The organism is Aeromonas sp. 2692-1 (assembly GCF_013085505.1).
Lineage (GTDB): Bacteria > Pseudomonadota > Gammaproteobacteria > Enterobacterales > Aeromonadaceae > Aeromonas > Aeromonas hydrophila.
Map to the genome: position 1 here is coordinate 1,454,589 of NZ_CP038513.1, position 23,729 is coordinate 1,478,317.

The 23,729-nt window shown below is 63.9% G+C and carries 22 protein-coding genes; 12 read left to right on the top strand and 10 right to left on the bottom strand.

Annotated features, from left to right (window positions below; genetic code table 11):
* Positions 1-12 precede the first annotated feature (12 nt).
* Both E5E97_RS07130 and metJ read right to left on the bottom strand, forming a co-directional pair.
* Entirely contained in the window at positions 13-816 is an 804-nt protein-coding gene (locus E5E97_RS07130; RefSeq protein WP_238427571.1) for an AraC family transcriptional regulator, read from the bottom strand.
* A 35-nt stretch (positions 817-851) separates the two neighbouring features.
* A complete protein-coding gene (metJ, locus tag E5E97_RS07135) occupies positions 852-1,175 on the bottom strand; it encodes a met regulon transcriptional regulator MetJ (protein WP_005308521.1) in 324 nt (107 codons plus the stop codon).
* 208 nt (positions 1,176-1,383) lie between these two features.
* Here metJ and metB point away from each other — a divergent pair, with 208 nt between their 5' ends.
* Together metB and E5E97_RS07145 are read left to right on the top strand one after the other, a co-directional pair.
* A complete protein-coding gene (gene metB, locus E5E97_RS07140; protein ID WP_118881972.1) occupies positions 1,384-2,547 on the top strand; it encodes a cystathionine gamma-synthase in 1,164 nt (387 codons plus the stop codon).
* A complete protein-coding gene (locus E5E97_RS07145; protein WP_043168164.1) occupies positions 2,547-5,015 on the top strand; it encodes a bifunctional aspartate kinase/homoserine dehydrogenase II in 2,469 nt (822 codons plus the stop codon). Before metB ends, E5E97_RS07145 begins: the two co-directional genes overlap by 1 nt.
* 144 nt (positions 5,016-5,159) lie before the next feature.
* Here the strand turns inward: E5E97_RS07145 and E5E97_RS07150 are convergent, their stop codons facing one another.
* From E5E97_RS07150 to argE, 3 genes are all read right to left on the bottom strand, one after another.
* Positions 5,160-5,558 (bottom strand): hypothetical protein, encoded by a 399-nt coding sequence (locus E5E97_RS07150; protein ID WP_042066175.1) that lies wholly within the window; start codon positions 5,556-5,558, stop codon positions 5,160-5,162.
* Positions 5,559-5,667: 109 nt separating this feature from the next.
* A complete protein-coding gene (gene ppc, locus E5E97_RS07155) occupies positions 5,668-8,301 on the bottom strand; it encodes a phosphoenolpyruvate carboxylase (RefSeq protein ID WP_171280042.1) in 2,634 nt (877 codons plus the stop codon).
* Between the two features lie 215 nt (positions 8,302-8,516).
* Complete coding sequence (gene argE / locus E5E97_RS07160) at positions 8,517-9,662, bottom strand: acetylornithine deacetylase (protein WP_130633109.1); 1,146 nt, start codon at positions 9,660-9,662, stop codon at positions 8,517-8,519.
* Positions 9,663-9,930: 268 nt separating this feature from the next.
* Here argE and argC point away from each other — a divergent pair, with 268 nt between their 5' ends.
* The 6 genes from argC to E5E97_RS07190 all read left to right on the top strand — a co-directional run bounded on the left by argC (position 9,931) and on the right by E5E97_RS07190 (position 16,540).
* Positions 9,931-10,938 (top strand): N-acetyl-gamma-glutamyl-phosphate reductase, encoded by a 1,008-nt coding sequence (gene argC / locus E5E97_RS07165; protein WP_171280043.1) that lies wholly within the window; start codon positions 9,931-9,933, stop codon positions 10,936-10,938.
* A gap of 23 nt (positions 10,939-10,961) precedes the next feature.
* Positions 10,962-11,741, top strand: a complete 780-nt coding sequence (gene argB, locus E5E97_RS07170) for an acetylglutamate kinase (protein ID WP_130633107.1) — start codon at positions 10,962-10,964, stop codon at positions 11,739-11,741.
* A 25-nt stretch (positions 11,742-11,766) separates the two neighbouring features.
* Positions 11,767-12,678 carry an ornithine carbamoyltransferase gene (locus E5E97_RS07175; RefSeq protein ID WP_016349360.1) on the top strand — a complete coding sequence of 304 codons (912 nt, stop codon included), beginning with the start codon at positions 11,767-11,769 and terminating at the stop codon, positions 12,676-12,678.
* A gap of 54 nt (positions 12,679-12,732) precedes the next feature.
* Positions 12,733-13,968, top strand: a complete 1,236-nt coding sequence (locus E5E97_RS07180) for an argininosuccinate synthase (RefSeq protein WP_016349361.1) — start codon at positions 12,733-12,735, stop codon at positions 13,966-13,968.
* A gap of 426 nt (positions 13,969-14,394) precedes the next feature.
* Positions 14,395-15,777, top strand: a complete 1,383-nt coding sequence (gene argH / locus E5E97_RS07185; protein ID WP_118881968.1) for an argininosuccinate lyase — start codon at positions 14,395-14,397, stop codon at positions 15,775-15,777.
* A gap of 127 nt (positions 15,778-15,904) precedes the next feature.
* Positions 15,905-16,540 (top strand): FMN-binding negative transcriptional regulator, encoded by a 636-nt coding sequence (locus E5E97_RS07190; protein WP_118881967.1) that lies wholly within the window; start codon positions 15,905-15,907, stop codon positions 16,538-16,540.
* Between the two features lie 73 nt (positions 16,541-16,613).
* Here E5E97_RS07190 and E5E97_RS07195 read toward each other — a convergent pair whose 3' ends face one another.
* The 5 genes from E5E97_RS07195 to E5E97_RS07215 all read right to left on the bottom strand — a co-directional run bounded on the left by E5E97_RS07195 (position 16,614) and on the right by E5E97_RS07215 (position 19,868).
* Complete coding sequence (locus tag E5E97_RS07195; RefSeq protein ID WP_171280044.1) at positions 16,614-17,075, bottom strand: hypothetical protein; 462 nt, start codon at positions 17,073-17,075, stop codon at positions 16,614-16,616.
* Positions 17,076-17,275: 200 nt separating this feature from the next.
* Entirely contained in the window at positions 17,276-17,488 is a 213-nt protein-coding gene (locus E5E97_RS07200; protein ID WP_171280045.1) for a hypothetical protein, read from the bottom strand.
* Between the two features lie 108 nt (positions 17,489-17,596).
* A complete protein-coding gene (locus E5E97_RS07205; RefSeq protein ID WP_171280046.1) occupies positions 17,597-17,938 on the bottom strand; it encodes a DUF1294 domain-containing protein in 342 nt (113 codons plus the stop codon).
* Positions 17,935-18,525: a sugar O-acetyltransferase gene (locus E5E97_RS07210; RefSeq protein ID WP_171280047.1), complete on the bottom strand. Its 591-nt coding sequence runs from the start codon at positions 18,523-18,525 to the stop codon at positions 17,935-17,937. The genes E5E97_RS07205 and E5E97_RS07210 overlap by 4 nt, the downstream gene beginning before the upstream one ends.
* An 80-nt stretch (positions 18,526-18,605) precedes the next feature.
* On the bottom strand, positions 18,606-19,868 hold the full coding sequence (locus tag E5E97_RS07215) for an MgtC/SapB family protein (protein ID WP_171280048.1): 1,263 nt from the start codon (positions 19,866-19,868) through the stop codon (positions 18,606-18,608).
* Positions 19,869-20,077: 209 nt separating this feature from the next.
* Here E5E97_RS07215 and E5E97_RS07220 point away from each other — a divergent pair, with 209 nt between their 5' ends.
* The 4 genes from E5E97_RS07220 to cysW all read left to right on the top strand — a co-directional run bounded on the left by E5E97_RS07220 (position 20,078) and on the right by cysW (position 23,723).
* Positions 20,078-21,079 (top strand): sulfate ABC transporter substrate-binding protein, encoded by a 1,002-nt coding sequence (locus tag E5E97_RS07220; RefSeq protein ID WP_045790709.1) that lies wholly within the window; start codon positions 20,078-20,080, stop codon positions 21,077-21,079.
* A 56-nt stretch (positions 21,080-21,135) separates the two neighbouring features.
* Positions 21,136-21,711, top strand: a complete 576-nt coding sequence (locus tag E5E97_RS07225; RefSeq protein ID WP_011704572.1) for an alpha/beta hydrolase — start codon at positions 21,136-21,138, stop codon at positions 21,709-21,711.
* Positions 21,712-21,990: 279 nt separating this feature from the next.
* The gene (gene cysT / locus E5E97_RS07230) at positions 21,991-22,830 is read left to right on the top strand and encodes a sulfate ABC transporter permease subunit CysT (protein WP_005308571.1); all 840 of its coding nucleotides are present in this window, start codon (positions 21,991-21,993) and stop codon (positions 22,828-22,830) included.
* Entirely contained in the window at positions 22,827-23,723 is an 897-nt protein-coding gene (gene cysW, locus E5E97_RS07235) for a sulfate ABC transporter permease subunit CysW (protein ID WP_171280049.1), read from the top strand. Before cysT ends, cysW begins: the two co-directional genes overlap by 4 nt.
* Positions 23,724-23,729: the final 6 nt, after the last annotated feature.

Sequence of the window (23,729 nt, forward strand, 5' to 3'; positions counted from 1 at the left end):
CTTGCATGAGCCTCAGCATGCCTCGAAACCACCTGCGCCGTCTTCGGCAAACGGCCGCCCGGTTACGGCAAGCGGCCGTTTTTGCTGGCGCCAGAGGGAAGGGGTCAGTCCGGTTTCGGCCAGGAAGCGCTCGCCGAAGGCCCCCTGATTCTGGTAACCGCAGCGGTTGGCGACGTTGCCGACGGGCAGGGCGGTGTGGGCGAGCAGGGTACGCGCCAGCGCCATGCGCCGCGCCCGGATGTAGTGGGAGACGCTCATCCCCACCTGCTGCTGAAAGGCGTGCTTGAACTGGCTCTGGCCGAGGCAGGCGATGGCGGCCAGCCGTTCGTTGCTGAGGGGCTCGGCGAGATGCGCCTCGATATGGCGCTGCACCTTGCCGATGCGCAGGGCGAGGCGGGCACGGCCGCGCGAGCCTGCCTGCTGCGCCTCTGCCAGCAGACCCAGCCACACCTGCTCCATGCCGGCCACGTGGCGCCCCTCGGCCACCATGCGGTGCAGGAAGGCGAGGTAGTGGCGCTGGGCCTGGTCCAGCTCGATGAAGGGGCGCTCGCCCAGCTCGCCGGGCAGCCAGTGGCTCTCCTGCACCAGAAACGAGAGTGCCGGATCGGCGGCGTAGTCGTGCCGCTCACCGGGGGCGATGATGCAGGCAAAGCCGGGCGCGAGCCGCCGCCCCTGGCCCTGCACCTCGATCTCGATGGGACCGTCGAGGGGGATCACCAGCTGGGCATGGTCGTGGCTGTGGCTGCAGACGTTGCTCTGGTAGCGACGCAGGCTGAAAGGGGCGGATAGCGATGACGCGGCCTGGGGCCGCGTCATCGAAGGGGGTTTGCTGTTTGGCATCTGCTGCAGGATTACTCGGCGTCGAAATCTTCGATCTCTTTGCCCAGCGCTTCCATGATGGCACGCGCCTCGGCGGGGACGCTGTCCGGATGATCCTTGCGCAGATCTTCGTCGCAGGGCAGCGGCTGACCGGTGAAGGCGTGCAGGAAGGCTTCGCAGAGCAGCTCGCTGTTGGTCGCATGACGCAGGTTGTTCACCTGGCGACGGGTGCGTTCATCGGTCAACACCTTCAGCACCTTGAGCGGGATCGAGACGGTAATCTTCTTGACCTGTTCGCTCTTCTTACCGTGTTCCGCGTAGGGGCTGACGTAGTCGCCGTTCCACTCTGTACCCATGATCCACCTGTTCTCATTTAGCCGTGAGCGCGGATTTTAACCCTTAAGGAATTTAATGGCAATCCAACAGCAAAGCCATTTAGACGTCTAGAAGTGTTGACGGCCTTTTTAAGCTGGCGTAGTGTGGTTCACCATGAGCCTGCAATGGCGGGATGGCGCGTGGCAGAAACAGCATGCCAGCGTGTGAAGAGACATCAAGGAGAGTGACATGACCCACAAGGCCACCCAAGCAGTGCGCACCGGGATTGAGACTGACCAGCAACACGGTGCCGTGGTGCCGCCCATCTACCTCTCCAGCAACTACACCTTTGCCGACTTTGGCGAGCCCCGTCAATACGATTATGCCCGCTCAGGCAACCCGACCCGCACCAATCTGGCGGACGCGCTGGCGGCGCTGGAAGGGGGCGCCGGCGCCGTGGTGACCGGCACCGGCATGGGGGCCGTTCATCTGGTCACCACCGCCCTGCTCAAGGCGGGGGATCTGCTGATCGCCCCCCACGACTGCTACGGCGGTACCTGGCGCCTGTTCGAGTACCTGGCGGCCAAGGGCCACTACCGGGTGCAGTTCGTCGATCAGGGGGATGCGGCGGCACTGGCCGCCGCGCTGGCCCAGGAGCCGGCGCTGGTGTGGGTGGAGACCCCCTCCAACCCGCTGCTGCGGGTGGTGGACATCGCCGCCATCGCCGAGGCGTCCCACGCGGCGGGCGCCAAGGTGGCGGTGGACAACACCTTCCTCTCGCCACTGCTGCAACAGCCGCTGGCGCTGGGGGCGGACCTGGTGGTGCACTCCACCACCAAGTACATCAACGGCCACTCCGACGTGGTGGGCGGGGTGGCGATCGCCAAGGATCCCGAGCTGGCTGACTCCCTGGTGTGGTGGGCCAACTGTCTGGGGCTCACTTCCGGGGCGTTCGACTCCTACCTCACCCTGCGCGGTCTGCGCACCCTGGCCCCCAGGTTGCGCGCCCATCAGGAGAACACCGATCGCATTCTCGCCTTCCTGCAGCAGCAGCCGCTGGTCAAACGCATCTATCACCCCAGCCTGCCGAACCATCCGGGCCACGATATTGCGCGCCGTCAACAGTCCGGTTTCGGCGCCATGCTAAGTTTTGAGCTCGATTGCAATGAGGCGGGCATTCGCGCCTTCCTGGCGGCCCTCACCCTCTTCTCGGTGGCCGAATCCCTTGGCGGAGTGGAGAGTCTGGTTGCCCATCCGGCCAGCATGACCCACAGAGCCATGACCCCGGCCGCCCAGCAGGCGGCAGGCATCAGCAGCCAACTGCTGCGTCTGTCAGTCGGTATCGAACACGGTGAGGATCTGGTGGCCGATCTGGCCGCAGCGTTTGCACAGGCACAGCAGGTGGCGAAGTAATGGAACAGCAGCAACAAGGAGAGATCGCGGTGGCAACAGAAGCAGGCTTGAAGCGACGTCACGTCCACAAATTCGGTGGCAGCAGTCTGGCGGATCCGGTCTGTTATCGCCGGGTCGCCAGCATTCTCGAACAACAAGCCGAGCAGCAGGGGGGCGGACGAGAGCTGGTGGTGGTCTCCGCCGCCGGCAAGACCACCAACCGGCTGATCCAGCTGGTGGAGCTGGCCGAGGCCGGGGATGAAGCCGCCGGTGAGGCCATTTCGGCCCTGCAGGCCTATCAACAGAGCCTGATCGACGGCCTGCTGGAAGGGGAGCTTCACCTCGAGCTGAGCCAGCAGCTGGCCGACGACATGCAGCTGATCGCCAAGACCCTGGAGGGGCAGTTTGACCGCTTCGAGCGCAACGGCCTGCTCGCCTTTGGCGAGGTGTGGTCGGCGCGCCTGCTGGCGGCCCTGCTCACCAGCCGCGGCGACAAGGCCATCTGGCTCGATGCCCGCAGCTTCCTGCGCGCCGAGGATGGCGCTCTGGTCAAGGTGGATACCGCGCTGTCCAGTGAACTGCTCAAGGCGCGGCTGGCGGAACACGCCGGGCGCATCGTGGTGACCGGCTTTATCGCCGCTGACATGGAGGGTCGCTCCCTGCTGCTCGGTCGCAACGGCTCCGACTACAGCGCCAGCCTGTTGGCCCTGCTGGCGGACGGCGAATCCACCACCATCTGGAGCGACGTGGCCGGGGTCTACAGCGCCGACCCGCGGCGGGTCAAGGAAGCTCGCCTGCTGGAGCGTCTGAGCCTCGCCGAGGCGAACGAGCTGGCCCGCCTCGGCTCCTCGGTGCTGCACTCGCGCACCCTGCAGCCGGTGGCCGACAGCCGGCAGCGCCTCACTCTGCGTTGCAGCTACAACCCGGACGAGGGCTGCACCCACATTCTGCGCCGAGCCCCGCGATCCGGTGGCGCCCGCATCGTCTCCTCGGTGGATCAGATTGCCCTCATCGAGCTCAAGGTGCTGCCGCAGACCCATTATGAGCAGACGGTGGCGGCCATCGAGGCCCATCTGGCCCGCCATCGCCTCAACCCGCTCACCCTGCAGCGCCAGCCGGATCGCCGGATCCTGCGGCTCGCCTACACCCTTGAGGTGGCACAGGGGGCGTTCGAGCTGCTGCGCGACTTCCAGCTGCAAGGCAGCTTCACCGGTCTTATCCAGCGCGAAGGCTACAGCCTGGTGGCGCTGGTGGGCGCTGGCGTCACCGACAACGCCGAGCAGTGCCACCGTTTCTACCAGCTGCTGGCGGATCAGCCGCTGGAGTTCGTGCAGGTGGCCAAAGACGGCCTGAGCCTGGTGGCCGTGCTGCGCCAGGTGGTGCTGGAGCCACTGCTGATCGCCCTGCACAGCGCCCTGTTCAGCCGCCCGAACCGGGTCGGGCTGGTGGTGTTCGGCAAGGGCAACATCGGCGGCCACTGGCTCAACCTCTATGCCCGCGAGAAGGCGCGGCTCGAGCATGAACTGAACCTGGCGCTCACCCTCTACGGGGTGTTCAGCTCGGAAGGGGGCCTGCTCGATGAAGAGGGGCTGGATCCGCTCAAGGTGCAGGACAACTTCAATCCCAAGCCGCTGATCTGGCCCGAGCTGCTGGCCCAGCTGGAACAGCACGGCTTCGATACCCTGATTGCGCTGGACATGACCGCCAGCGAGACGGTGAGCCGCTACTACCCGGACTTTGCCCAGCTCGGCATTCACATCATCGCTGCCAACAAGTTTGCCGGCGCCGCCGACAGCGAGTTCTACCAGCGCATCAAGCAGACCTGCCGCGACCATCAGGTGCAGTGGCGCTACAACGCCACCGTGGGCGCCGGGCTGCCGATCCAGTCCAGCATCCAGATGCTGCGCCAGAGCGGCGACCGCATTCAGGGGGTCTCCGGCATCTTCTCCGGCACCCTCTCCTGGCTGTTCCAGCAGTATGACGGCAGTCGTCCCTTCTCCGAGCTGGTGGACGAGGCGTGGCAGCACGGTCTGACCGAGCCGGATCCCCGCGAGGATCTCTCCGGCCAGGATGTGCGCCGCAAGCTGCTCATTCTGGCGCGAGAGGCGGGTTTCGAGCTCGACTCCGCCGACATCGAGCTGGAGAACCTGGTGCCTGTCTCCCTGCGCAAGGTGAGCACGGATCAGTTCATGGACAGGCTGAAAGAGCTGGATGACCCGATCCAGACCGCTTTCGAGGGGGCGCGCCGGGTTGGCAAGGTGCTGCGCTACGTCGCTCGCTTCGAGCACGACGGCAAGGCGCGAGTGGGGCTGGAGGCGCTGGAGCCCCACCACCCGTTTGCCAACCTGCTGCCGTGCGACAATATCTTCGCCATCGAGAGCGACAGCTATCGCACCAACCCGCTGGTCATCCAGGGGCCGGGCGCCGGGCGGGAAGTGACGGCCGCCGCCATCCAGTACGACCTCTGGCAGATCTGTGCCAGCCTGTAACAGCAGACAAGCCGTTCAGTCAAAGAGGCGCCAGTGGCGCCTCTTCTCATTGCGGGTCAGTCATTTTGCGAGAGGATATCCCTTAAGTGACGACCTGAAGTAGACACGAGGGGCAAGGGGGAGCAATAAGTGCAGTGCAGGCAATCACATGGCAGGCCACTGGCCGTTTGAGGCGATGCAGTCCTGACGAAACTTCTCCCATGGGGCGGGATCTTCAACCCCATTCAGGTTCAACCCCATGTTGATCAACATGCCCTGAAAGATGCGCAGCTGACGGAGCAGCTGGAATTGCGCCTGCTCCCGAGAGAGGTTGGTCGCCAGCAGCTGAGTCATAGCATCATCGACGGCGGAACCATACTCCTGACGAAAATCTTCCAGTGTTGCCTCCATGGTCAAGTCCCTGAGCTTTTTGAGGGTGGCCGGCGGCATGGAAGAATAGGTTTTGGCTTTGGTTATCAGCCCATCACAGACCGCGATGGTATCGGCGCTATTGGCACTCGCCGTGAAAGAGGCGAAGAGAGCCAGCAGACAGAGCAGGCGCATGGACAGGTGTCCTCCGTTGAAGATGAGGCGATTATGCGGCAATCAAATACCCGTGAAAAGGGCGCCAATCTGGCGCCCTTTTTATTTTTGCGTTGCAGCCTGTCAGCCATCAACCCGTGTTACGCATACCGGCGGCGATGCCGGCGATGGTGACCATCAGCGCCTGATCCAGCTCGGGATGCAGGGTCTCGGCATGGTTGCGCGAGCGGCCCAGCAGCTCGACCTGCAGCACGTTGAGCGGGTCTGTGTAGGGGTTGCGCAGCTTGATGGACTCCTTGATCCAGGGCTGGTCGTCGAGCAAGTCGCCCTGCGGGCGCAGCTCCAGCACCACCTGGATGGAGTCGGCAAGCTCCTGCCGCAGCTGTTTGCCGAGGCCCCACAGCTCCTTGGGCACCAGCCGGGTGTCGTAGTACTCGGCCAGCCAGACGTCAGCCTTGAGGAACACCATCTCCAGCATCTCGAGGCGGGTACGGAAGAAGGGCCACTGACGGCTCATCTCTTCCAGCACGCCTTTCTGACCGTCGGCGATGGCTTGCTGCAGCCCCTTGTGGGCACCGAGCCAGGCCGGCAGCATCAGCCGGTTCTGGGTCCAGGCGAAGATCCAGGGGATGGCGCGCAGGCTCTCAACCCCGCCATTGGGCTTGCGCTTGGAGGGGCGCGAGCCGAGCGGCAGCTTGCCGAGCTCCATCTCGGGGGTGGCGGCGCGGAAGTAGGGCACGAAATCCGGATGACCGCGCACAATACTGCGGTAGTGATCGCAGGAGACAGACGCCAGCTGCTCCATCACGGCGCGCCAGCACTCCTTGGGCTTGGGCGGCGGCAGCAGGTTCCCCTCCAGCACGGCGCTGGTGTAGAGGTTGAGGCTCTGGATGGCCACCTTGGGCAGGCCGAACTTGAAGCGGATCATCTCGCCCTGTTCGGTCACCCGCAGGCCACCGCGCAGGGATCCCGGCGGTTGCGACAGGATGGCCTGATGGGCAGGCGCGCCACCGCGGCCGACGGTACCGCCACGGCCATGGAACAGGGTCAGGCGCAGGTTGTTGGCCTCGGCCAGCGCCACCAGGGATTCCATGGCGGCGTACTGGGCCCAGCCGGCGGCCATCATGCCCGCGTCCTTGGCGGAGTCGGAGTAGCCGATCATCACGTACTGACGGCCCTGGATGTAGCCGCGATACCAGTCCACCGACAGCAGGCGCTCCATCACGGCGGTGCCCGCCATCAGGTCTTCCTGGGTCTCGAACAGGGGAGCGACCGGCATGCGGAACTTGCAGCCGGCCTCTTTGAGCAACAGCTGCACCGCCAGCACGTCGGACGGTGCGCCAGCCATGGAGATGATGTAGATGCCGAAGGCATCGGGATCGTGCTGGGCGATGACCTTGCAGGTATCCAGGGTCTCGCGGGTCTCGTCGCTCGGCTCCCAGTCGGTCGGGATGAGCGGGCGGCGGGAGTTGAGTTCGCTCAGCAAGAAGGCTTGCTTGTCATCTTCGCTCCACTCGGCGTAGTCACCCATGCCGAGGTAGCGGGTCAGCTCGGAGAAGACCTGGCCGTGGCGCTCGCCATCCTGGCGGATGTCCAGCTTGACCAGGTGGATGCCGAAACAGGCCAGCTTGCGCAGCACGTCCAGCAGCATGCCGTCGGCGATGTTGCCCATGCCGCAGGCGTGCAGGGAGTGGTAGCAGAGCTCCAGCGGCTCGCGCAGCTGGGCGGTGGTCTTGACCAGATCCCGGCTCTCGCTCGCCTGGCCCTGTACCTTGGCGGTGAGGAACTCCTGGGTCTCGCGCAGCTGTTCGCGCAGCTCGCGTACCAGGGCGCGGTAAGGCTCGGGGTGATTGCCGACCCGCTCGCGCACGGCGTCGGTGCAGTCGGACATGGAGAGCTCGGAGGTGAGCTCCTTGATGTCCTTGTAGAACAGGCTCACCGCCATCCAGCGGCCCAGCTCCAGCACTTCGGCGGTTACCTTGGCGGTGACGAAGGGGTTGCCGTCGCGGTCACCGCCCATCCAGGAGGTGAACTTGACCGGCGCGGCATCCAGCGGCAGCCGCACACCCAGGTGGTGTTGCAGCCGCTCGTCCAGATTGCGCATGAATTCGGGGATGGCCGGCCACAGGCTATTTTCCACCACGGCGAAGCCCCACTTGGCCTCGTCCACCGGGGTCGGGCGCTGTTCGCGGATCTCGTTGGTGTGCCAGGCCTGATTGACCAGCTGTTCGATGCGATTGAGGATCTTGTCCCGCTCGCGGGGCAGCAGATCGGAGAGTTCCAGCGCCTCGAGGCAGTCGTTGAGCTGCACGTGCTTGTGGATCAGGGTGCGACGGGTCACCTCGGTGGGGTGAGCGGTCAGCACCAGATCGATGTCCAGCTCGCGCACGGCCTGGATGATGGATTCCTGCGACAGGTTGGAGGCTTTCAGCTTGTCGAACATCTGCTCGAGCGGATCCGGGGTGCAGACCTGCTCTTCGCAGCGACGGGAGATGGTGTGGAACTGTTCGGCCACGTTGGCCAGGTTGAGAAACTGGCTGAAGGCGCGGGCCACCGGCAGCAGCTCGTCATCGCTCAGGTTGCGCAGGGTATCGAGCAGACGTTCCCGGTCTGTCTCATTGCCTTTGCGGGAGGATTTGGCCAGCTGGCGAATGGTTTCGATCTTGTCGAGGAAGGCCTGTCCCTGATGATCCTTGATGGACTTGCCCAGCAGTTGACCCAGCATGCCTACGTTGGCGCGTAGTGCGGCGTACTTTTCGTTCATTCCACATCCTTATCTTGTTGGTGCCTGACACCCATCCGGGGTGAGAGACGACCTCACTTATTGTTGTGCGATTACAACATATGCTCCGTCATCTTAGGGTGACAATCTACCCAGATTGTCTGCGCAAGGTCAAATAACAGGCCGATTCAGAACATGTATTTCCATCACCTGTCCCGAGGTGCGATGTCATGTAACTTACTTACATTCCCGTCAATTCAGAGACAGAAACGGCGGATCAGGTGCTGCAATACGCGGGTGGTCGGCTTGACGAACGACAGATCCAGATATTCGTCCGGCTGGTGGGCCTGGGCGATGTGGCCGGGGCCCAGCACTATGGTTTCACAACCGAGCTGCTGGATGAAGGGGGCCTCGGTGCAATAGTTCACGGATTCGGCGGCCCGCCCGCTCGCCCGCTCGGCCTCGCGCACCAGCTCGGAGTCATCGGCGCAGGCGTAGGCGGGGATCGGCTCGTGCAGGTGCTGCAGGTGCAGGCAGCCCGGCTGGTGAATTTCGATGGGGGAGAGCGCCTCTTTCAACATCCCCATCAGCTCGTCGGGGCCCACCTGCGGGGTGGGGCGCATGTCGATGTGCAGTTCGCAGCAGCCGCAGATGCGGTTCGGGCTGTCGCCTCCCTGGATGTAGCCGAGGTTCAGGGTCGGCTGCGGCACGGCGAATCTGTGGTCGGCGTACTTCTCCTTCAGGCTGTGCTGCAGCTTGAGCACCTGGCCCATGGCCTGGTGCATGATCTCCAGCGCGTTGACGCCGTTGGCAGGATCCGAGCTGTGACCGCTCTTGCCGGTAATGCGGATGGCTTCCGACATGTGCCCCTTGTGGGCCACCACCGGCACCAGTCCGGTCGGCTCGCCAATCACCGCGTAGTCGGGTTTCAGCTCAGCCGCGGCGGCGATGGCGCGGGCCCCCGCCATGGTGGTCTCTTCATCGGCGGTGGCCAGGATGCGCAGCGGCTTGCTGAGCGTCTTGAGATCGATCTCTTTCAGCGCCTCGACGATAAAGGCGAAGAAGCCCTTCATGTCGATGGTACCGAGGCCATAGAGGCGGTTGCCCTCTTCGGTCACCTTGAAGGGATCCTTGCGCCAGGCACCTTCATCGAATGGCACCGTATCGGTGTGGCCCGCCAGCAGCAGCCCCCCTTCGCCCTGACCTATCGTCGCCACCAGATTGAACTTGCCCGGCAGATCGGGCAGGGCGGTTACCTCGCACTGGAAGCCGAGCTGACCGAACCAGTCGGCCAGCAGCCGGATCACCGCCTCATTGCTCTGATCCCAGCGGGGATCCGTGCTGCTGATAGAGGGAATCGCAATAATATTCTTATAAAGTGAAAAAAAATCCAGATTGGCCATCAGCTCCTCCTTGCGTCCCCGGAGTGTTTCTGTTAGAAAATACAAATGCAAAGTGAATGCATGAATATTCTGTAAGTTTGCCTGAATACGTGGCTCATCGACAAGGCTTCTAGTTGTAAGGGAAAGTTAATGTTCTGTCACCTGATCTATAACCGACGACACACACCCGCCTGAATTGCCCCTCCGCACTTGTGCATGGGGCAGCGAACCCCCTTGTGCACCGCAGCACCATGCTGTGAATCTCGAACTCTGACTTGGAATACTCAACATGCTTAACACCGTTATCGTCGGTGCCAGTGGCTACGCGGGAGCCGAGCTGGCCGCCCTGGTCCAGAACCATCCACAACTCAAGCTGTTCGGCCTCTATGTTTCCGCCGGCAGCCAGGACGCCCACAAGCGTTTCTCTTCTCTGCATCCCCAGTGGGTAGGCTCGCTCGATCAGCCGTTGCTGCCGCTGGACGAGGATGGCATGACCCGGATCCTGACCCAGGCCGATCTGGTGCTGCTGGCCACCGCCCACGAGGTGAGCGCCGAGCTTGCGCCGAAGTTCCTGACCAAGGGGCTGCCGGTGTTCGATCTCTCCGGTGCCTTCCGGGTCAGGGATCAGCAGTTCTACGCCTCCTACTACGGCTTCACCCACGAGAGCGAGCAGTGGCTGGATCAGGCCGCCTATGGCCTGGCCGAGTGGAATGCCGAAGCGGTCAAGGCGGCCCAGCTGATTGCGGTGCCCGGTTGCTACCCGACCGCCTCTCTGTGTGCCCTCAAGCCGCTGCAGCAGGCAGGACTGATTGCCAAGGGGTGGCAGCCCATCATCAACGCCGTCTCCGGGGTCTCCGGGGCCGGTCGCAAGGCGGCCATCAACACCAGCTTCTGCGAGGTGAGCCTCAATCCCTACGGCACCTTCAATCACCGGCATCAGCCGGAGATCAGTCACCACCTCGGCAAGGAGGTGCTGTTCCAGCCCCACCTTGGCAGCTATGTGCGCGGCATCCTGGCCACCATCTATGTGCAGCTGGCGGACGGCGTGACGCCGACCCAGGTGGATCAGGCCTACCTCAAGGCCTACGAGGGCAAGCCGCTGGTGCGCCTCACCGGGCAAATGCCCTCCATCCGTGGTGTCGCGGGCACCCCGTACTGCGATCTCGCCTGGCAACAGCAGGGCAACATGCTGGTGGTGGTTGCTGCCATCGACAACCTGCTCAAAGGCGCCGCCTCGCAGGCCATGCAGTGCATAAATATCAAATTTGGATTTGAACCGGCCACCGGCCTGATTTAAGGACTCAAGGAAGGATTGCAACGATGGACAAGCAGACTCTGGTAATCAAGTTGGGCGGCGCACTGATCGAAAACGACGAGGCGCTGACCGCCCTGTTCGCCACCCTCAAGACCTTTCTGGACGAGCAGCACAGACCCCTGGTGCTGGTGCACGGCGGCGGCTGCCTGGTGGATGACCTGCTCAAGGGGCTGGGTCTCACCTCCACCAAGAAGAACGGTCTGCGGGTGACCCCGTTCGAGCAGATCCCCTTCATCGTCGGCGCGCTGGCCGGTACCGCCAACAAGATGATGATGGCCAAGGCCATCGCCACCGACATCTCGGCGGTGGGACTCTGTCTGGCGGACGGCGGTCTGTGCCAGGTGACCCAGCTCGACCCCGCGCTCGGCGCCGTGGGTGACTGCCAGCCGGGCAACCCGGCGCTGGTGGCGGGGATCCTCGCTCAGGGCTTCCTGCCGGTGGTGAGCTCCATCGGCATCACCGCCCAGGGGCAGCTGATGAACGTCAATGCGGATCAGGCGGCCACCGCCATTGCCGAGACCCTTGGCGCCGATTTGGTGATGCTGTCGGATGTGAGCGGCATCCTGGATGGCAAGGGCAAGCTGGTGCCCCAGCTCGACAAGGTGACGGCGCTGGATCTGATGGAGAAGGGGGTGATCAGCGACGGCATGGCGGTCAAGGTGAAAGCCGCCCTGCATGCCGCCGAGACCCTGGGCAAGCCGGTCTGTGTCGCCAGCTGGCGCTACCCGGATCAGCTGCTCAAGCTGCTGGCCGGCGGCGCGGTCGGCACCCAGGTCACCCTCTGATCTCCACCGGAACAAGGAACATCCGATGCAACATCTTCTGAAAGACAGTGATCTGAACAAAGCCCAGATTGAGGCGCTGATCGCCCTGGGCAAATCGGTCAAGGCCGATCCGAAAAAGTACGGCCAGGCACTGGCGGGCAAGAGCGTGGTCACATTGTTCGAGAAACCCTCCCTGCGCACCCGGGTCACCTTCGACATCGGCATCGCCAAGCTGGGCGGCCACAGCGTCTATCTGGATCAGCAGAACGGCGCGCTCGGCAAGCGCGAATCGGTGAAGGATTTCGCCGCCAACCTGTCGCGCTGGTGTGATGCCATCGTCGCCCGGGTGTTCGATCACCAGACCCTGGTCGAGCTGGCGGAGCACGGCACAGTGCCGGTGGTGAACAGCCTGTGCAACCTCTACCACCCCTGCCAGGGGCTGGCGGACTTCATGACCATCAGCGAACACTACGCCGATCTGTCGAAGGTGAAGCTGGCCTATCTCGGCGATGGCAACAACGTCAGCCACTCCCTGCTGCTGCTGGGGGCGACCCTCGGCACTGACGTGACCCTGGTCTGCCCGAAAGGCCACGGCCCGGATACCCAGATCTTCCTGCAGGCCCAGGCGCTGGCGGCCCAGTCCGGTGCGACCATCCACATCAGCGACGACGTGGCGGCCATCGAAGGGTTTGACGTGGCCTACACGGATACCTGGGTCTCCATGGGTGACAACACGCCAATGGAGCAGGTAAAAGATATCTTTATGCCTTATCAGATCAACCAGGCCCTGCTCGACCGTACCGGCATCCAGCACGTGCTGCACTGCCAGCCGGCGCACCGGGAGCTGGAGATCACCTCTCAGGTCATGGACGGGCCTGGCTCCCTCATCATGGACGAGGCAGAAAACCGGATGCATATCCAGAACGCCGTGCTGCTGACCCTGCTTGGGCACAAATAACGGCAACCGACCCCAAATAACACCCTTTTATCGAATCATCATGGAGAGAAGTAAATGAGCGGAATCAACAAGATCGTACTGGCTTACTCGGGCGGACTGGATACCTCGGCCATCATTCCCTGGCTGAAGGAAAACTATGATGCGGAGATCATCGCCTTCGTCGCCGACGTCGGTCAGGAGCGTGATGATCTGGAAGGGATCGAGCAAAAAGCCATCGCCTCCGGTGCTACCAAGTGCATCGTCAAGGATCTGCGGGAAGAGTTCGTCAAAGAGTACGTCTACCCGACCCTGAAGACCGGCGCCGTCTATGAGGGCACCTACCTGCTGGGCACTTCCATGGCCCGTCCGGTGATCGCCAAGGCGATGGTCGAGGCGGCGCTGGCGGAAGGGGCCGATGCCATCTCCCACGGTTGCACCGGCAAGGGCAACGATCAGGTGCGTTTCGAAGGTGCGGTGGCCGCGCTGGCGCCCCAGCTGAAAGTGATCGCCCCCTGGCGTCTGTGGGACATGCGCTCCCGGGAAGATCTGCTGGCCTACCTGGAGACCCGCAACATCCCCTGCAAGGCGACCCTGAAGAAGATCTACAGCCGCGACGCCAACGCCTGGCACATCTCCACCGAGGGTGGCGAGCTGGAGAGTACCTGGAACGAGCCGTCCGAAGCGGTCTGGCAGTGGACCGTGCCCGCCGAGCAGGCACCGGATCAGCCGGAGTACGTCAAGCTGACCGTGGCCCAGGGTGAAGTGGTGGCCGTTGACGACCAGCCGCTCAGCCCGCACCAGATCCTGATGACCCTGAACGAGCGTGCCGGCAAGCACGGCGTGGGCCGCATCGACATCACCGAAAACCGGATGGTGGGCATGAAGTCCCGTGGCTGCTACGAGACCCCGGGTGGTACCGTGATGGTCGCCGCACTGCGCGCCGTGGAAGAGCTGGTACTGGATCGCCCGACCCGCGCCTGGCGTGAAAAGCTGGGTGCCGAGTTCTCCCACCTGGTCTATGACGGTCGCTGGTTCACCCCGCTGTGCAAGGCCATCGTCGCCTCTGCCAACGCCATCGCCGAAGATCTCGACGGTGAAGTGGTGCTGAAGATGTACAAGGGGCAGGTCACCGCGGTGCAGAAGAAGTCGCCGAACAGCCTCTACTCCGAAGACTTCGCCACCTTCGGCGCCGACGAAGTGTACGACCAGAGCCATGCCGAAGGCTTCATCCGTCTCTACACCCTGGCCAGCCGGATCCGCGCCATGAAGGAGCAGCATCAGGCCATCGGTGGCGATCACACCCACGGCTAAGCAAGCGCGATAACCCGTTGATTCCGTTGAGGGGGCATGGCCCCCTCTTCTATAGGCCGAGGGTATGGCCCCTGAGCCATCATCGGCGGTGTGACAAGAGCGGCAGCGCCCCGGCCGCTTCTGTGCGATAACAGGGGCTGTGTGAATATGATGCTGACGTATTTTCTCCCTTCTCCCGCCTACTGGAAAAACAAGGGGAGAAGGGTCGGGGATGAGGGGGTATTACCCTCACCCTAGCCCTCTCCCAGAGGGAGAGGGGGTCGGTTCGTAGTTGCTGGATGTGACATGTTTAACGGCAACAGCGTCGCTCACCACCGCACTGTTATGCAGAAAAATACAGAGCAAGATTTTTGCGCGCAGGCCAAGGGGCCGCGCCAATATGGCAGGCGCCAGGGCGCTGCCGACAACGCATTCAAGGAGAGCAGTATGGCACTTTGGGGTGGACGCTTCAGTCAGGGAGCCGATAGCCGGTTCAAGCAGTTCAACGATTCGCTGCGGTTTGATTACCGGCTGGCGGAGCAGGATATTCAAGGCTCCATGGCCTGGGCCAAAGCGCTGGTCAAGGTGGGCGTGTTGACCGAGGGTGAACAGGCCAAGTTGCAGCAGGCGATGGAAGTGCTGCTCGCCTCGGTGCAGCAAGATCCCCAGCAGATCCTGAGTTCGGACGCCGAAGATATCCACTCCTGGGTCGAGAGCCAGCTCATCGCCGCCGTCGGCGATTTGGGCAAGAAACTGCACACTGGCCGCTCGCGCAACGATCAGGTCGCCACCGACCTGAAACTCTGGTGCAAGGCGCAGGGCGAGCTGCTGCTCGGTTCCATCACTGCCCTGCAACAGGGGCTGGTGGCCTCCGCCCGTGCCAATCAGGCTGCGGTGCTGCCCGGTTACACCCACCTGCAGCGGGCCCAGCCGGTCACCTACGCCCACTGGGCGCTGGCCTATGTGGAGATGCTGGAGCGGGATTACTCCCGGCTGCAGGATGCCCTCAAGCGCCTCGACACCAGCCCGCTCGGCTGCGGCGCGCTGGCGGGCACCGCCTACGCCATCGACCGCGAAGCCCTGGCGCTCGACATGGGCTTTGCCGGCGCCACCCGCAACAGTCTGGATTCGGTCTCCGATCGGGATCACGTGGTGGAGCTGATGCACGTGGCGTCCCTCTCCATGACCCACCTGTCGCGCTTTGCCGAAGATCTCATCTTCTACAACACCGGCGAGGCTGGCTTTGTCGAGCTCTCCGATGCGGTCACTTCCGGCTCGTCGCTGATGCCGCAGAAGAAGAACCCGGATGCACTGGAGCTGATCCGTGGCAAGACCGGCCGGGTGGTCGGCGCCCAGATGGGCATGCTGATGAGCCTGAAGGCGCTGCCGCTGGCCTACAACAAGGACATGCAGGAAGACAAAGAAGGGCTGTTCGACGCCCTCGATACCTGGCACGACTGCCTCGACATGGCGGCGCTGGTGCTGATCGATCTGAAGGTCAATGGCGAGCGCACCATGGCGGCGGCCCAGGGCGGCTACGCCAACGCCACCGAGCTGGCGGACTATCTGGTGGCCAAAGGGATTCCGTTCCGTGAGGCCCACCATATCGTCGGCGAGACCGTGGTCTACGCGATCCAGGTGAAGAAGCCGCTGGAAGAGCTGACCATTGGCGAGTTCCAGCGCTTCAGCCCGGTGATCGAGTTCGACGTCTACCCCAATCTGGAGCTGGAAGCGACCCTGGCCAAACGGGTTGCCAAAGGCGGCGTTGCCCGCGAGCAGATCGAAGGCGCCCTGGTCGCCGCCGAAGCCTGGCTGGCCAAGCGCGGCTGATTGCCGAATTGGATAAAACGAAGAGGGCTCAGGCCCTCTTTTTTATGTCTATGCCATCGCCTGCCACTCCCGATTGCGCAAGAATGGGCTTCTGCATGGACGCCAATGCCTCGCTCAAGGAGCCCTTATGTATCAACCACCCCATTTCGCCGTTACCGACTCCGAGACCCTGCACCAGCTGATCCGGGCCTATCCGCTGGGGGCCCTGATCACCCATGGTGAAGGAGGACTGGATGCCAACCATCTGCCATTCGAGCTGGATTCAGGGGAAGGGGCCCATGGCGTCCTGCGTGCCCACGTTGCTCGCAACAACCCGCTCTGGCAGGAGGTGAAAGACGGCGACGACGTGCTGGTGATCTTCAGGGCCGCCGACGGCTACATCTCCCCCAGCTGGTATCCGGGTAAGCATGACCATCACCAGCAGGTGCCGACCTGGAACTACAGCGTGGTGCATGCTCACGGTCGCATCCAGATCCGCGACGATGCCCGTTTCGTGCGCCGGCTGCTGGCAAATCTGACTCGTCACCATGAGGCCGGGGAGCCAACCCCATGGAAGATGGCGGATGCGCCGCGAGACTATCTCGAAACCATGGTGCAGGCGGTCGTCGGCATTGAAATCGAGATAACCGGGTTGGTCGGCAAGTTCAAACTGAGCCAGAACAAGGATGAGGCGGACCGGCAGGGGGCGGCCAACACCTTGCAAGCTCGCGGGCAGACCGCACTGGCTGAGGCAATGCTGAGCCCACCTCCTTCACTACCCTAGCGTGGCTGCATGAGATCCGGCCCGACAAAAACGGCAACCACCAGGTTGCCGTTTTTCATGGTTCCACTCCCGTTCACGCGCTGGCATTGAGCAGCTTGCCGACGCCTTCCCCCTTGCCATTGGGCAGGGTCTGCTTGAAGGCATAGAGCAGCTGATCGAGGTTGAGGTCGCTGTTGCCAAGGGTGCCCTTGAGGGTGTCGAGCTCGCTCTGCAGCGCGTCGAGGCGGGAGCTCTGGGTGCCATCGGCCAGCTGGGTGCGGGCGGCGTCGATGGCCTCGGGCAGGGACTGGCCATTGTTCTCCTGACCCAGGGTCTGCAGCAGCTCGCTCATGAAGTGGTTGATGGCGGGGCGGTTCTGCTCGCTGTTGGCGTCCTTGACTCCCAGCCGCTGGAACAGGCTCTGCACCGTGGGGGCGAGCCGCTCTTCCTGCACGGGAGTCTCGGCCTTGGCCTGTGGCGTGCCATCGCCGAGCAGCTTGCTGCCGAGCTTGAGGGCAAGGGAGGCGAGGGGAAGCAGGGTGCTGATGGCGATCATGATGTCACTCTCCGTACGACTGATGTCATGACGGAGCAGGGAATGGGCCAGCTTGGCGAAAATTCAGCCTGAAAATGGCAGGGGATTGATCCTGCTGTGAATTTGGTTTTTGCCTGGCAGGAGGCGGGTGAGCGCGGGAGGGGGCGGCGGCAAACCCTTGCAGCCCGGGGGCTGGCCGGTTTGCCGCCCGGCTTGCCGGATCAGAGCTCCTTGAACGGGCGGTGTTTCTCCTCCTCGATGACGATGGCCTCCAGATTGGCGATGCGCTCCTGCAGCTGGTTGATGAGCACGTCCTGTTTGCCGAGGCGGTCGGTGATGCGAATATCCCCCAGCTGGTAGCGGGCCCGCTTGCTGAGAAAGCCGAACAGTGCGCTGATGAAGACGATCAGCACGATACCGGTCCACATGGTCATGAGTGACTCCTTGCCGATGAACAAACGAGAAAACAGCCTGATGGCCTTCTGTTGTCTCATACCCGATTGCCGGCTGCAATGGCCGACAATCGAGCACTGCGACCCGCGTCAGATCGTCTGCCAGAGCGGACGGCCGAGCCAGAGCCCCCACAGGGTCAGGTGCAGCAGCACGATGAACCAGAACACCCGACGGTAGCTGCCCTTCTGGGTCTTGTGACGCAACCAGTGGCGGGCCACCAGGGCACCTGGCCAGCCGCCGCACAGCTCCAGCAGGTGGAGCCGGGATTCGGGGATGCGCCAGCCGCCGCGAATGGCCTGGCGCTTGTCGTGGGCGTAGGCCAGCACCGTCAGCAGGCTCATGGTGGTGACGATGGCCAGCGGCCACCAGTTGGCGTCGGCCAGGCCGAGCCAGGCGGTCCACAGCAGGGGAAGCAGGGCGAGCCAGATCACAGGGCCAGCTCCCAGCCACGGGGGGCGTCCGGGCTCAGGCTGCGGATCACGCGCGCCGGGTTGCCCACCGCCACCGAGTCGGCCGGGATGTCGCGGGTGACCACGGCGCCGGCACCTATGATGGAGCGCGGCCCTATGGTGACGCCGGGGCAGATGATGGCGCCGCCGCCAATCCAGCAGTCATCGCCGATCCGCACCGGCTTGTTGTAGGCGGTCCAGTTGCGTCGCTCCAGATAGTCCATGGTGTGGGTGGCGGTGTAGATCTGCACGTTGGGGGCCAGCAGTACATGGCTGCCGATGTGCACCTCGCCCACGTCGAGTATGGTGATGTTGAAGTTGAAGAAGGTCTTCTCGCCGATGTGGATGTTGCGGCCAAACTCGCAGGTGAAGGGGGTACTGATCCAGCAGGAGTCGGGGCAGTGGCCGAACAGCTTGCCGCACAGGCGCTGGCGCAGTGGCTGATCCCCGGCCGGGGAGGCGTTGAGTTGTGCCAGCAGCGCCTGGCCGCGGATCCGGTCGTTCGCTATCTCCTCGCTCTGGCTGTCCAGGGCGCCGCCCGCCAGTACCTTGTCCCAATCGCTTGCCATGCTACAGCTCCTCTCATGTGCCAAGAGGAGCCAGTATACGCGAGCACTCTGGCGGCGTCAGGCTGTCACTTGCTGCAAGCTCAGGTGCCGGGCCAGATCAGCGGCAGGATCAGCAGAGCCGAGACGAAGTAGGGCAGCAGCACCCGCAGCCCCAGCCGGCGACCGCCTATCCCCAGGGCCAGCAGCCCCTTCACCAGCGAGTTGACCAGCCCCGCCAGCAGGATGCCGCGGGCCGCCACCTCCAGCGCCAGCTCCTTGTGGGAGAGCTGGGAGAGCGACAAGGTGATGGCGTCCACGTCGGTGATGCCGGAGACCAGCGACAGCAGGTAGACCCCGGAGTTGCCCACCTTGCTCTGCAGCAGAGTGGCCATGAAGCCGATCAGCGCCAGCAGCAGGCCGAACTTGATGGCGGTGGCCAGATCGAGCGGGTTGCTGGTCTGGGGCTGCACCGGGCCGTCGGTCAGCTCTTCGCGCTGGCGCCAGAACCAGAAGGCGAAGCCGTAGACGGTGGTCGCCAGCAGCAGCAGGGGCGCCGCGAGACGCATCGCCAGTTCGCTGTGAATGAGCAGCACCAGCACCAGCAGCCGCAGCCACATGGTGGCTCCCGCCAGCAGGATGCCGGTGGCCAGCAGCCGCTCCAGACCGCCCTGCTCCTTGTTGAGGCGGGCGAACTGCAGGGTGAGGGCGGTGGAGGAGGCGAGCCCCGCCAGTATGCTGGTGAGCACCAGCCCGGCGCGGGTGCCGAGCAGGCGCACCGCGAAGTGGCCGCAGAACGAGATGCCGGCGATCACCACCACCATCAGCCAGATCTTGAAGGGGTTGAAGGCATCGAGCGGCCCCATCTCCTCGTTGGGCAGCACCGGCAGCAGCACCAGCGAGATGAGCAGAAAACGCAGGGTGGCGTGAAATTCGGTCTCGCTCAGAAACAGCATCCCCTGCTGGATCTTGCCCTTGAGCCCCATCAAGAGGGCCGCCAGCACGGCGCAGGCCACCGCCTCGCTCGGACTCAGCAGCACCGACATCAGCCCCAGCAGATAGGTGAGCAGCATGGCCACCGAGCTGGTGAGGCCGAACTCCCCCTGCCAGCGCTGGGCCAGCCAGACCGAGAGGCCGCAGCCCGTCACCACCGCCAGCAGACCGAGCAGCGGTAGCCAGGGACCCAGGGTGGGCAGCAGCAGGGCGCAGACCCCGCCGAGCAGGCCGATGAGGCCATAGGTCCGCATCCCGGCGATGCGCTGGTTGTCCCCCAGCTGGCGCACCTGCCAGCCCCGCTCCAGACCGATGATGAGGCCGATGGCCAGCGAGACCAGGGCGCCATTGACGGGTTCTGCATTGATCCACATAACGACTTCCTTTTCGTCATCTGCCTGCCTTGTTTCCATGATGGCACAGCCGGCACCGGGCCAGCGCGGCCTGGCTCACAGAGTGCGCGAATGGCGCCCGCGGCCTCCTGATATGAGCAAATGAGATAAGCAAAGCGTTATTTCTTGGTTCTCGGCATAACAAGCCCACGGCATGCTGCATTCAACCCAACGAGATATGGAGTATCCCCATGAAACTGCGAATGACCGCCCTGACCCTGCTCTCCCTGCTGGCCCTCGGTCAGGCCAATGCCGCCGAGATCCGCCTGCTTAACGTCTCCTACGATCCGACCCGCGAACTGTTCCAGGAGTACAACGGCGCCTTCGCCAAGGAGTGGAAGGCGAAGACCGGCGACGACGTGGTGGTCAGCCAGTCCCATGGTGGCTCCGGCAAGCAGGCGCGCGCCGTGGTGGACGGACTGGAGGCGGACGTGGTGTCGCTGGCGCTGGCCTATGACGTCGATGCAGTGGCCAAGCAGGGGCTGACCGCCGCCGACTGGCAGAGCCGGCTGGCCAACAATGCGGCGCCCTACACCTCCACCATCGTGTTTCTGGTGCGCAAGGACAATCCCAAGCAGATCAAGGACTGGGATGATCTGGTGCGCAAGGACGTGGCCATCGTCACCCCCAACCCCAAGACCTCCGGCGGGGCGCGCTGGAACTACCTGGCTGCCTGGGGCTATGCCCTGAAGAAGAGCGGCAGCGAGGAGGGGGCCAAGCAGTTCGTCGGCGATCTCTACAAGAACGTGAAGGTGCTGGACTCCGGCGCCCGCGGTGCCACCACCAGCTTCATCGAGCGCGGCCTCGGCGACGTGCTGCTGGCCTGGGAGAACGAAGCCCTGCTGGTGCTGGGTCAGCCCGGCAATAGCGACAAGTTCGAGCTGGTGGTGCCGTCGGTCTCCATCCTGGCCGAGCCGCCGGTGGCGGTGGTGGACAAGGTCGCCAAGAAGCACGGTACCGAAGCGGTGGCCAAGGCTTACCTCGACTACCTCTACTCCGACGAGGGGCAGCGCATCATCGCCAAATATCACTATCGCCCCAGCAACCCGGCGATCCTGAAGGAGACCGCGGCCCAGTTCCCGCAACTGGCGCTGTTCACCGTCAAGGATCTGGAAGGGGATTGGGACAAGGCGCAGAAGAAGCACTTCGCCCAGGGCGCCCTGTTTGACCAGATCTACCAGCCGGGTCGCTAAGCGGCCGGCCATCGTCGACTTAACTGGCCCCTGTGCCAGCTGATAGGAGCACCAAGATGAACAAGATCCTCCTGGTTCCCGGTCTGCACAACAGTGGGCCGGATCACTGGCAGAGCCGCTGGCACCAATACTTCCCCCACTGGCAGCGGATGGTGGGGTTGCCGTGGGATCGGCCTGACCTCACGGTCTGGAGCGCCAAGCTGGCGAGCAAGCTGCGCAGCCGGCGCGGCCGGGCTCACCTGGTGGCCCACTCCTTCGGCGCGCTGGCGGCCATCACGGCGGCGCGCCAGCAGCCTGACAAGGTGGCCTCGCTGTTCATCGTTGCCCCGGCGGATCCGGCCCGCTTCGGCTTGCCAGACGAGCTGCTGGCAGGGTCGCTCAAGGTGTCGGCCCAGCTGGTGGCCAGCCGCAACGATCCCTGGATGAGCTTTGAGCGGGCCGAGTACTGGAGTCGCCAGTGGCAGGTGCCGCTGTTCGATGCCGGCGAGGTGGGCCACATCAATGCCCAGTCTGGCCACGGTGAGTGGAATCAGGGACTCAACCTGCTCGGCACCCTCTATCGGCGGGCCGAGATGGTGGTGGAGCCGACACCGGCGGTGTGGGAGCGGCGGGCGGCCTTGAGTTTTCGCTGAGCGGCGAGCGTTGATCACAGAGGTTTGAAATAGAAAAGGAGGGCAGGCACCCGACACCACGACAATCTGATTTGGATAGCTTGGTACATTGCACGACGCTCCATTTTTAGGTCTTTTATTTATATAAAAGACCTTTTTTTCATTTTATAGCTCTAAAAGCCTTGTCCGCCGCTGTTAGACAAAAAAGTGCTTAGCAAAGGCGTTATTGGTGTTTGTTGCCCCAAACAGGAATGCGCAGAATCGCTGTATCTAATGTTTTTCATAACAAACGGATGCGTTATGCGATTTGGTTCTTACTCCGTGCTGCCGGGCTTCGGCCCGACCCTCGGCTTCAGCCTGCTCTATCTGGGCGTGCTGGTGCTGCTGCCACTTTCGGCGCTGGTGCTGTTCGCGGTGAACAATCTGACCCTGGCCGAGTTCTGGCAGGTGATCGGTTCGCCGCGGGTGCTCGCCTCCTTTCGTCTGAGCTTCGGGGCCGCCCTGGTGGCGGCGCTGCTCAACGCCCTGTTCGGCCTGATCCTGGCCTGGGTGCTGGTGCGCTACACCTTCCCCGGCCGTCGACTGGTGGATGCCCTGATCGACCTGCCGTTCGCCATGCCCACCGCCGTCTCCGGCATCGCCCTGTGCGCCATCTTCGCCCCCAACGGCTGGATCGGGCAGTGGGTCGCCCCGTTTGGCATCGAGCTCGCCTACAACCCCATCGGGGTGGTGATCGCGCTCACCTTCATCGGGCTGCCGTTCGTGGTGCGCACCCTGCAGCCGGTGCTGCGGGAAGCCGAGACCGAGCAGGAGGAGGCCGCCGCCAGCCTGGGCGCCGATCGCTGGCAGACCTTCATCCGGGTGCTGTGGCCGACCCTGGTGCCTGCTCTGCTGACCGGCTTTGCCCTGGCCTTCGCGAGGGCGGTGGGGGAGTACGGCTCCGTCATCTTCATCGCCGGCAACCTGCCGATGGTGTCGGAGATTGCGCCGCTGATGATCATGAGCCACCTGGAGGAGTACGACTACGCCGGTGCCTCGGCCATCGCCGTGGTCATGCTGCTGATTTCTTTCATTTTGTTACTGCTTATCAACAAGTTGCAGGCCTGGAGCTGGGCCCGTATCGGAGGGAGCCGGATATGAACGCATCCAACGCAAGCCTGGCGCTGGCCACGGGCGAGGCGGCGCCGACCACCTCGGTGCGCCAGCCTCCCGTCATCCGCGAGCCGGTCTGGGTCAAGTGGCTGCTGATCACGGTCGGTCTCGGCTGGTTTGCCGCTCTGCTGCTGCTGCCGCTGGCCACCGTCTTTATCCAGGCCTTGTCCCCCGGACTGAGCTTCTTCTGGCACGCCATCAGCGAGCCGGACGCCCTCAGTGCCCTCGGCCTCACCGCCCTGGTGACCCTCTGCTCGGTGCCCCTCAACCTGCTGTTCGGGGTCGCCGCGGCCTGGGCCATCGCCCGCTTCCGCTTCCCAGGTCGGCAGCTGCTCATCACCATCATCGATCTGCCGTTCTCCGTGTCGCCGGTGATCGCGGGGCTGATGTTCGTGCTGATGTTCGGCAGCCGCGGCTGGTTCGGCGAATGGCTGAGCGAGCACGACATCAAGGTGATCTTCGCCACCCCCGGCATCATCCTGGCCACCACCTTCATCACCGTGCCCTTCGTGGTGCGCGAGCTGCTGCCCCAGATGGAGGCGCGCGGCCCGGAAGAGGAAGAGGCGGCCATCATGCTGGGGGCGAGCGGCCTGCAGATGTTCTGGCGGGTCACCCTGCCCGGCATCCGCTGGAGCCTGATGTACGGCCTGCTGCTCTGTACCGCCCGGGCGGTGGGGGAGTTCGGTGCCGTGTCGGTGGTCTCCGGCCACATTCGCGGCCAGACCAACACCCTGCCGCTGCACATCGAGATCCTCTACAACGAGTACCAGACCGGCGCCGCCTTCGCGGTAGCCAGCCTGTTGGCCCTGTTCGGGATCTTCACCCTGCTGGGGGAAACCCTGCTGGCCCGGCTGCGTGCCCAGCCCACTCACTCTCACTGATCACCG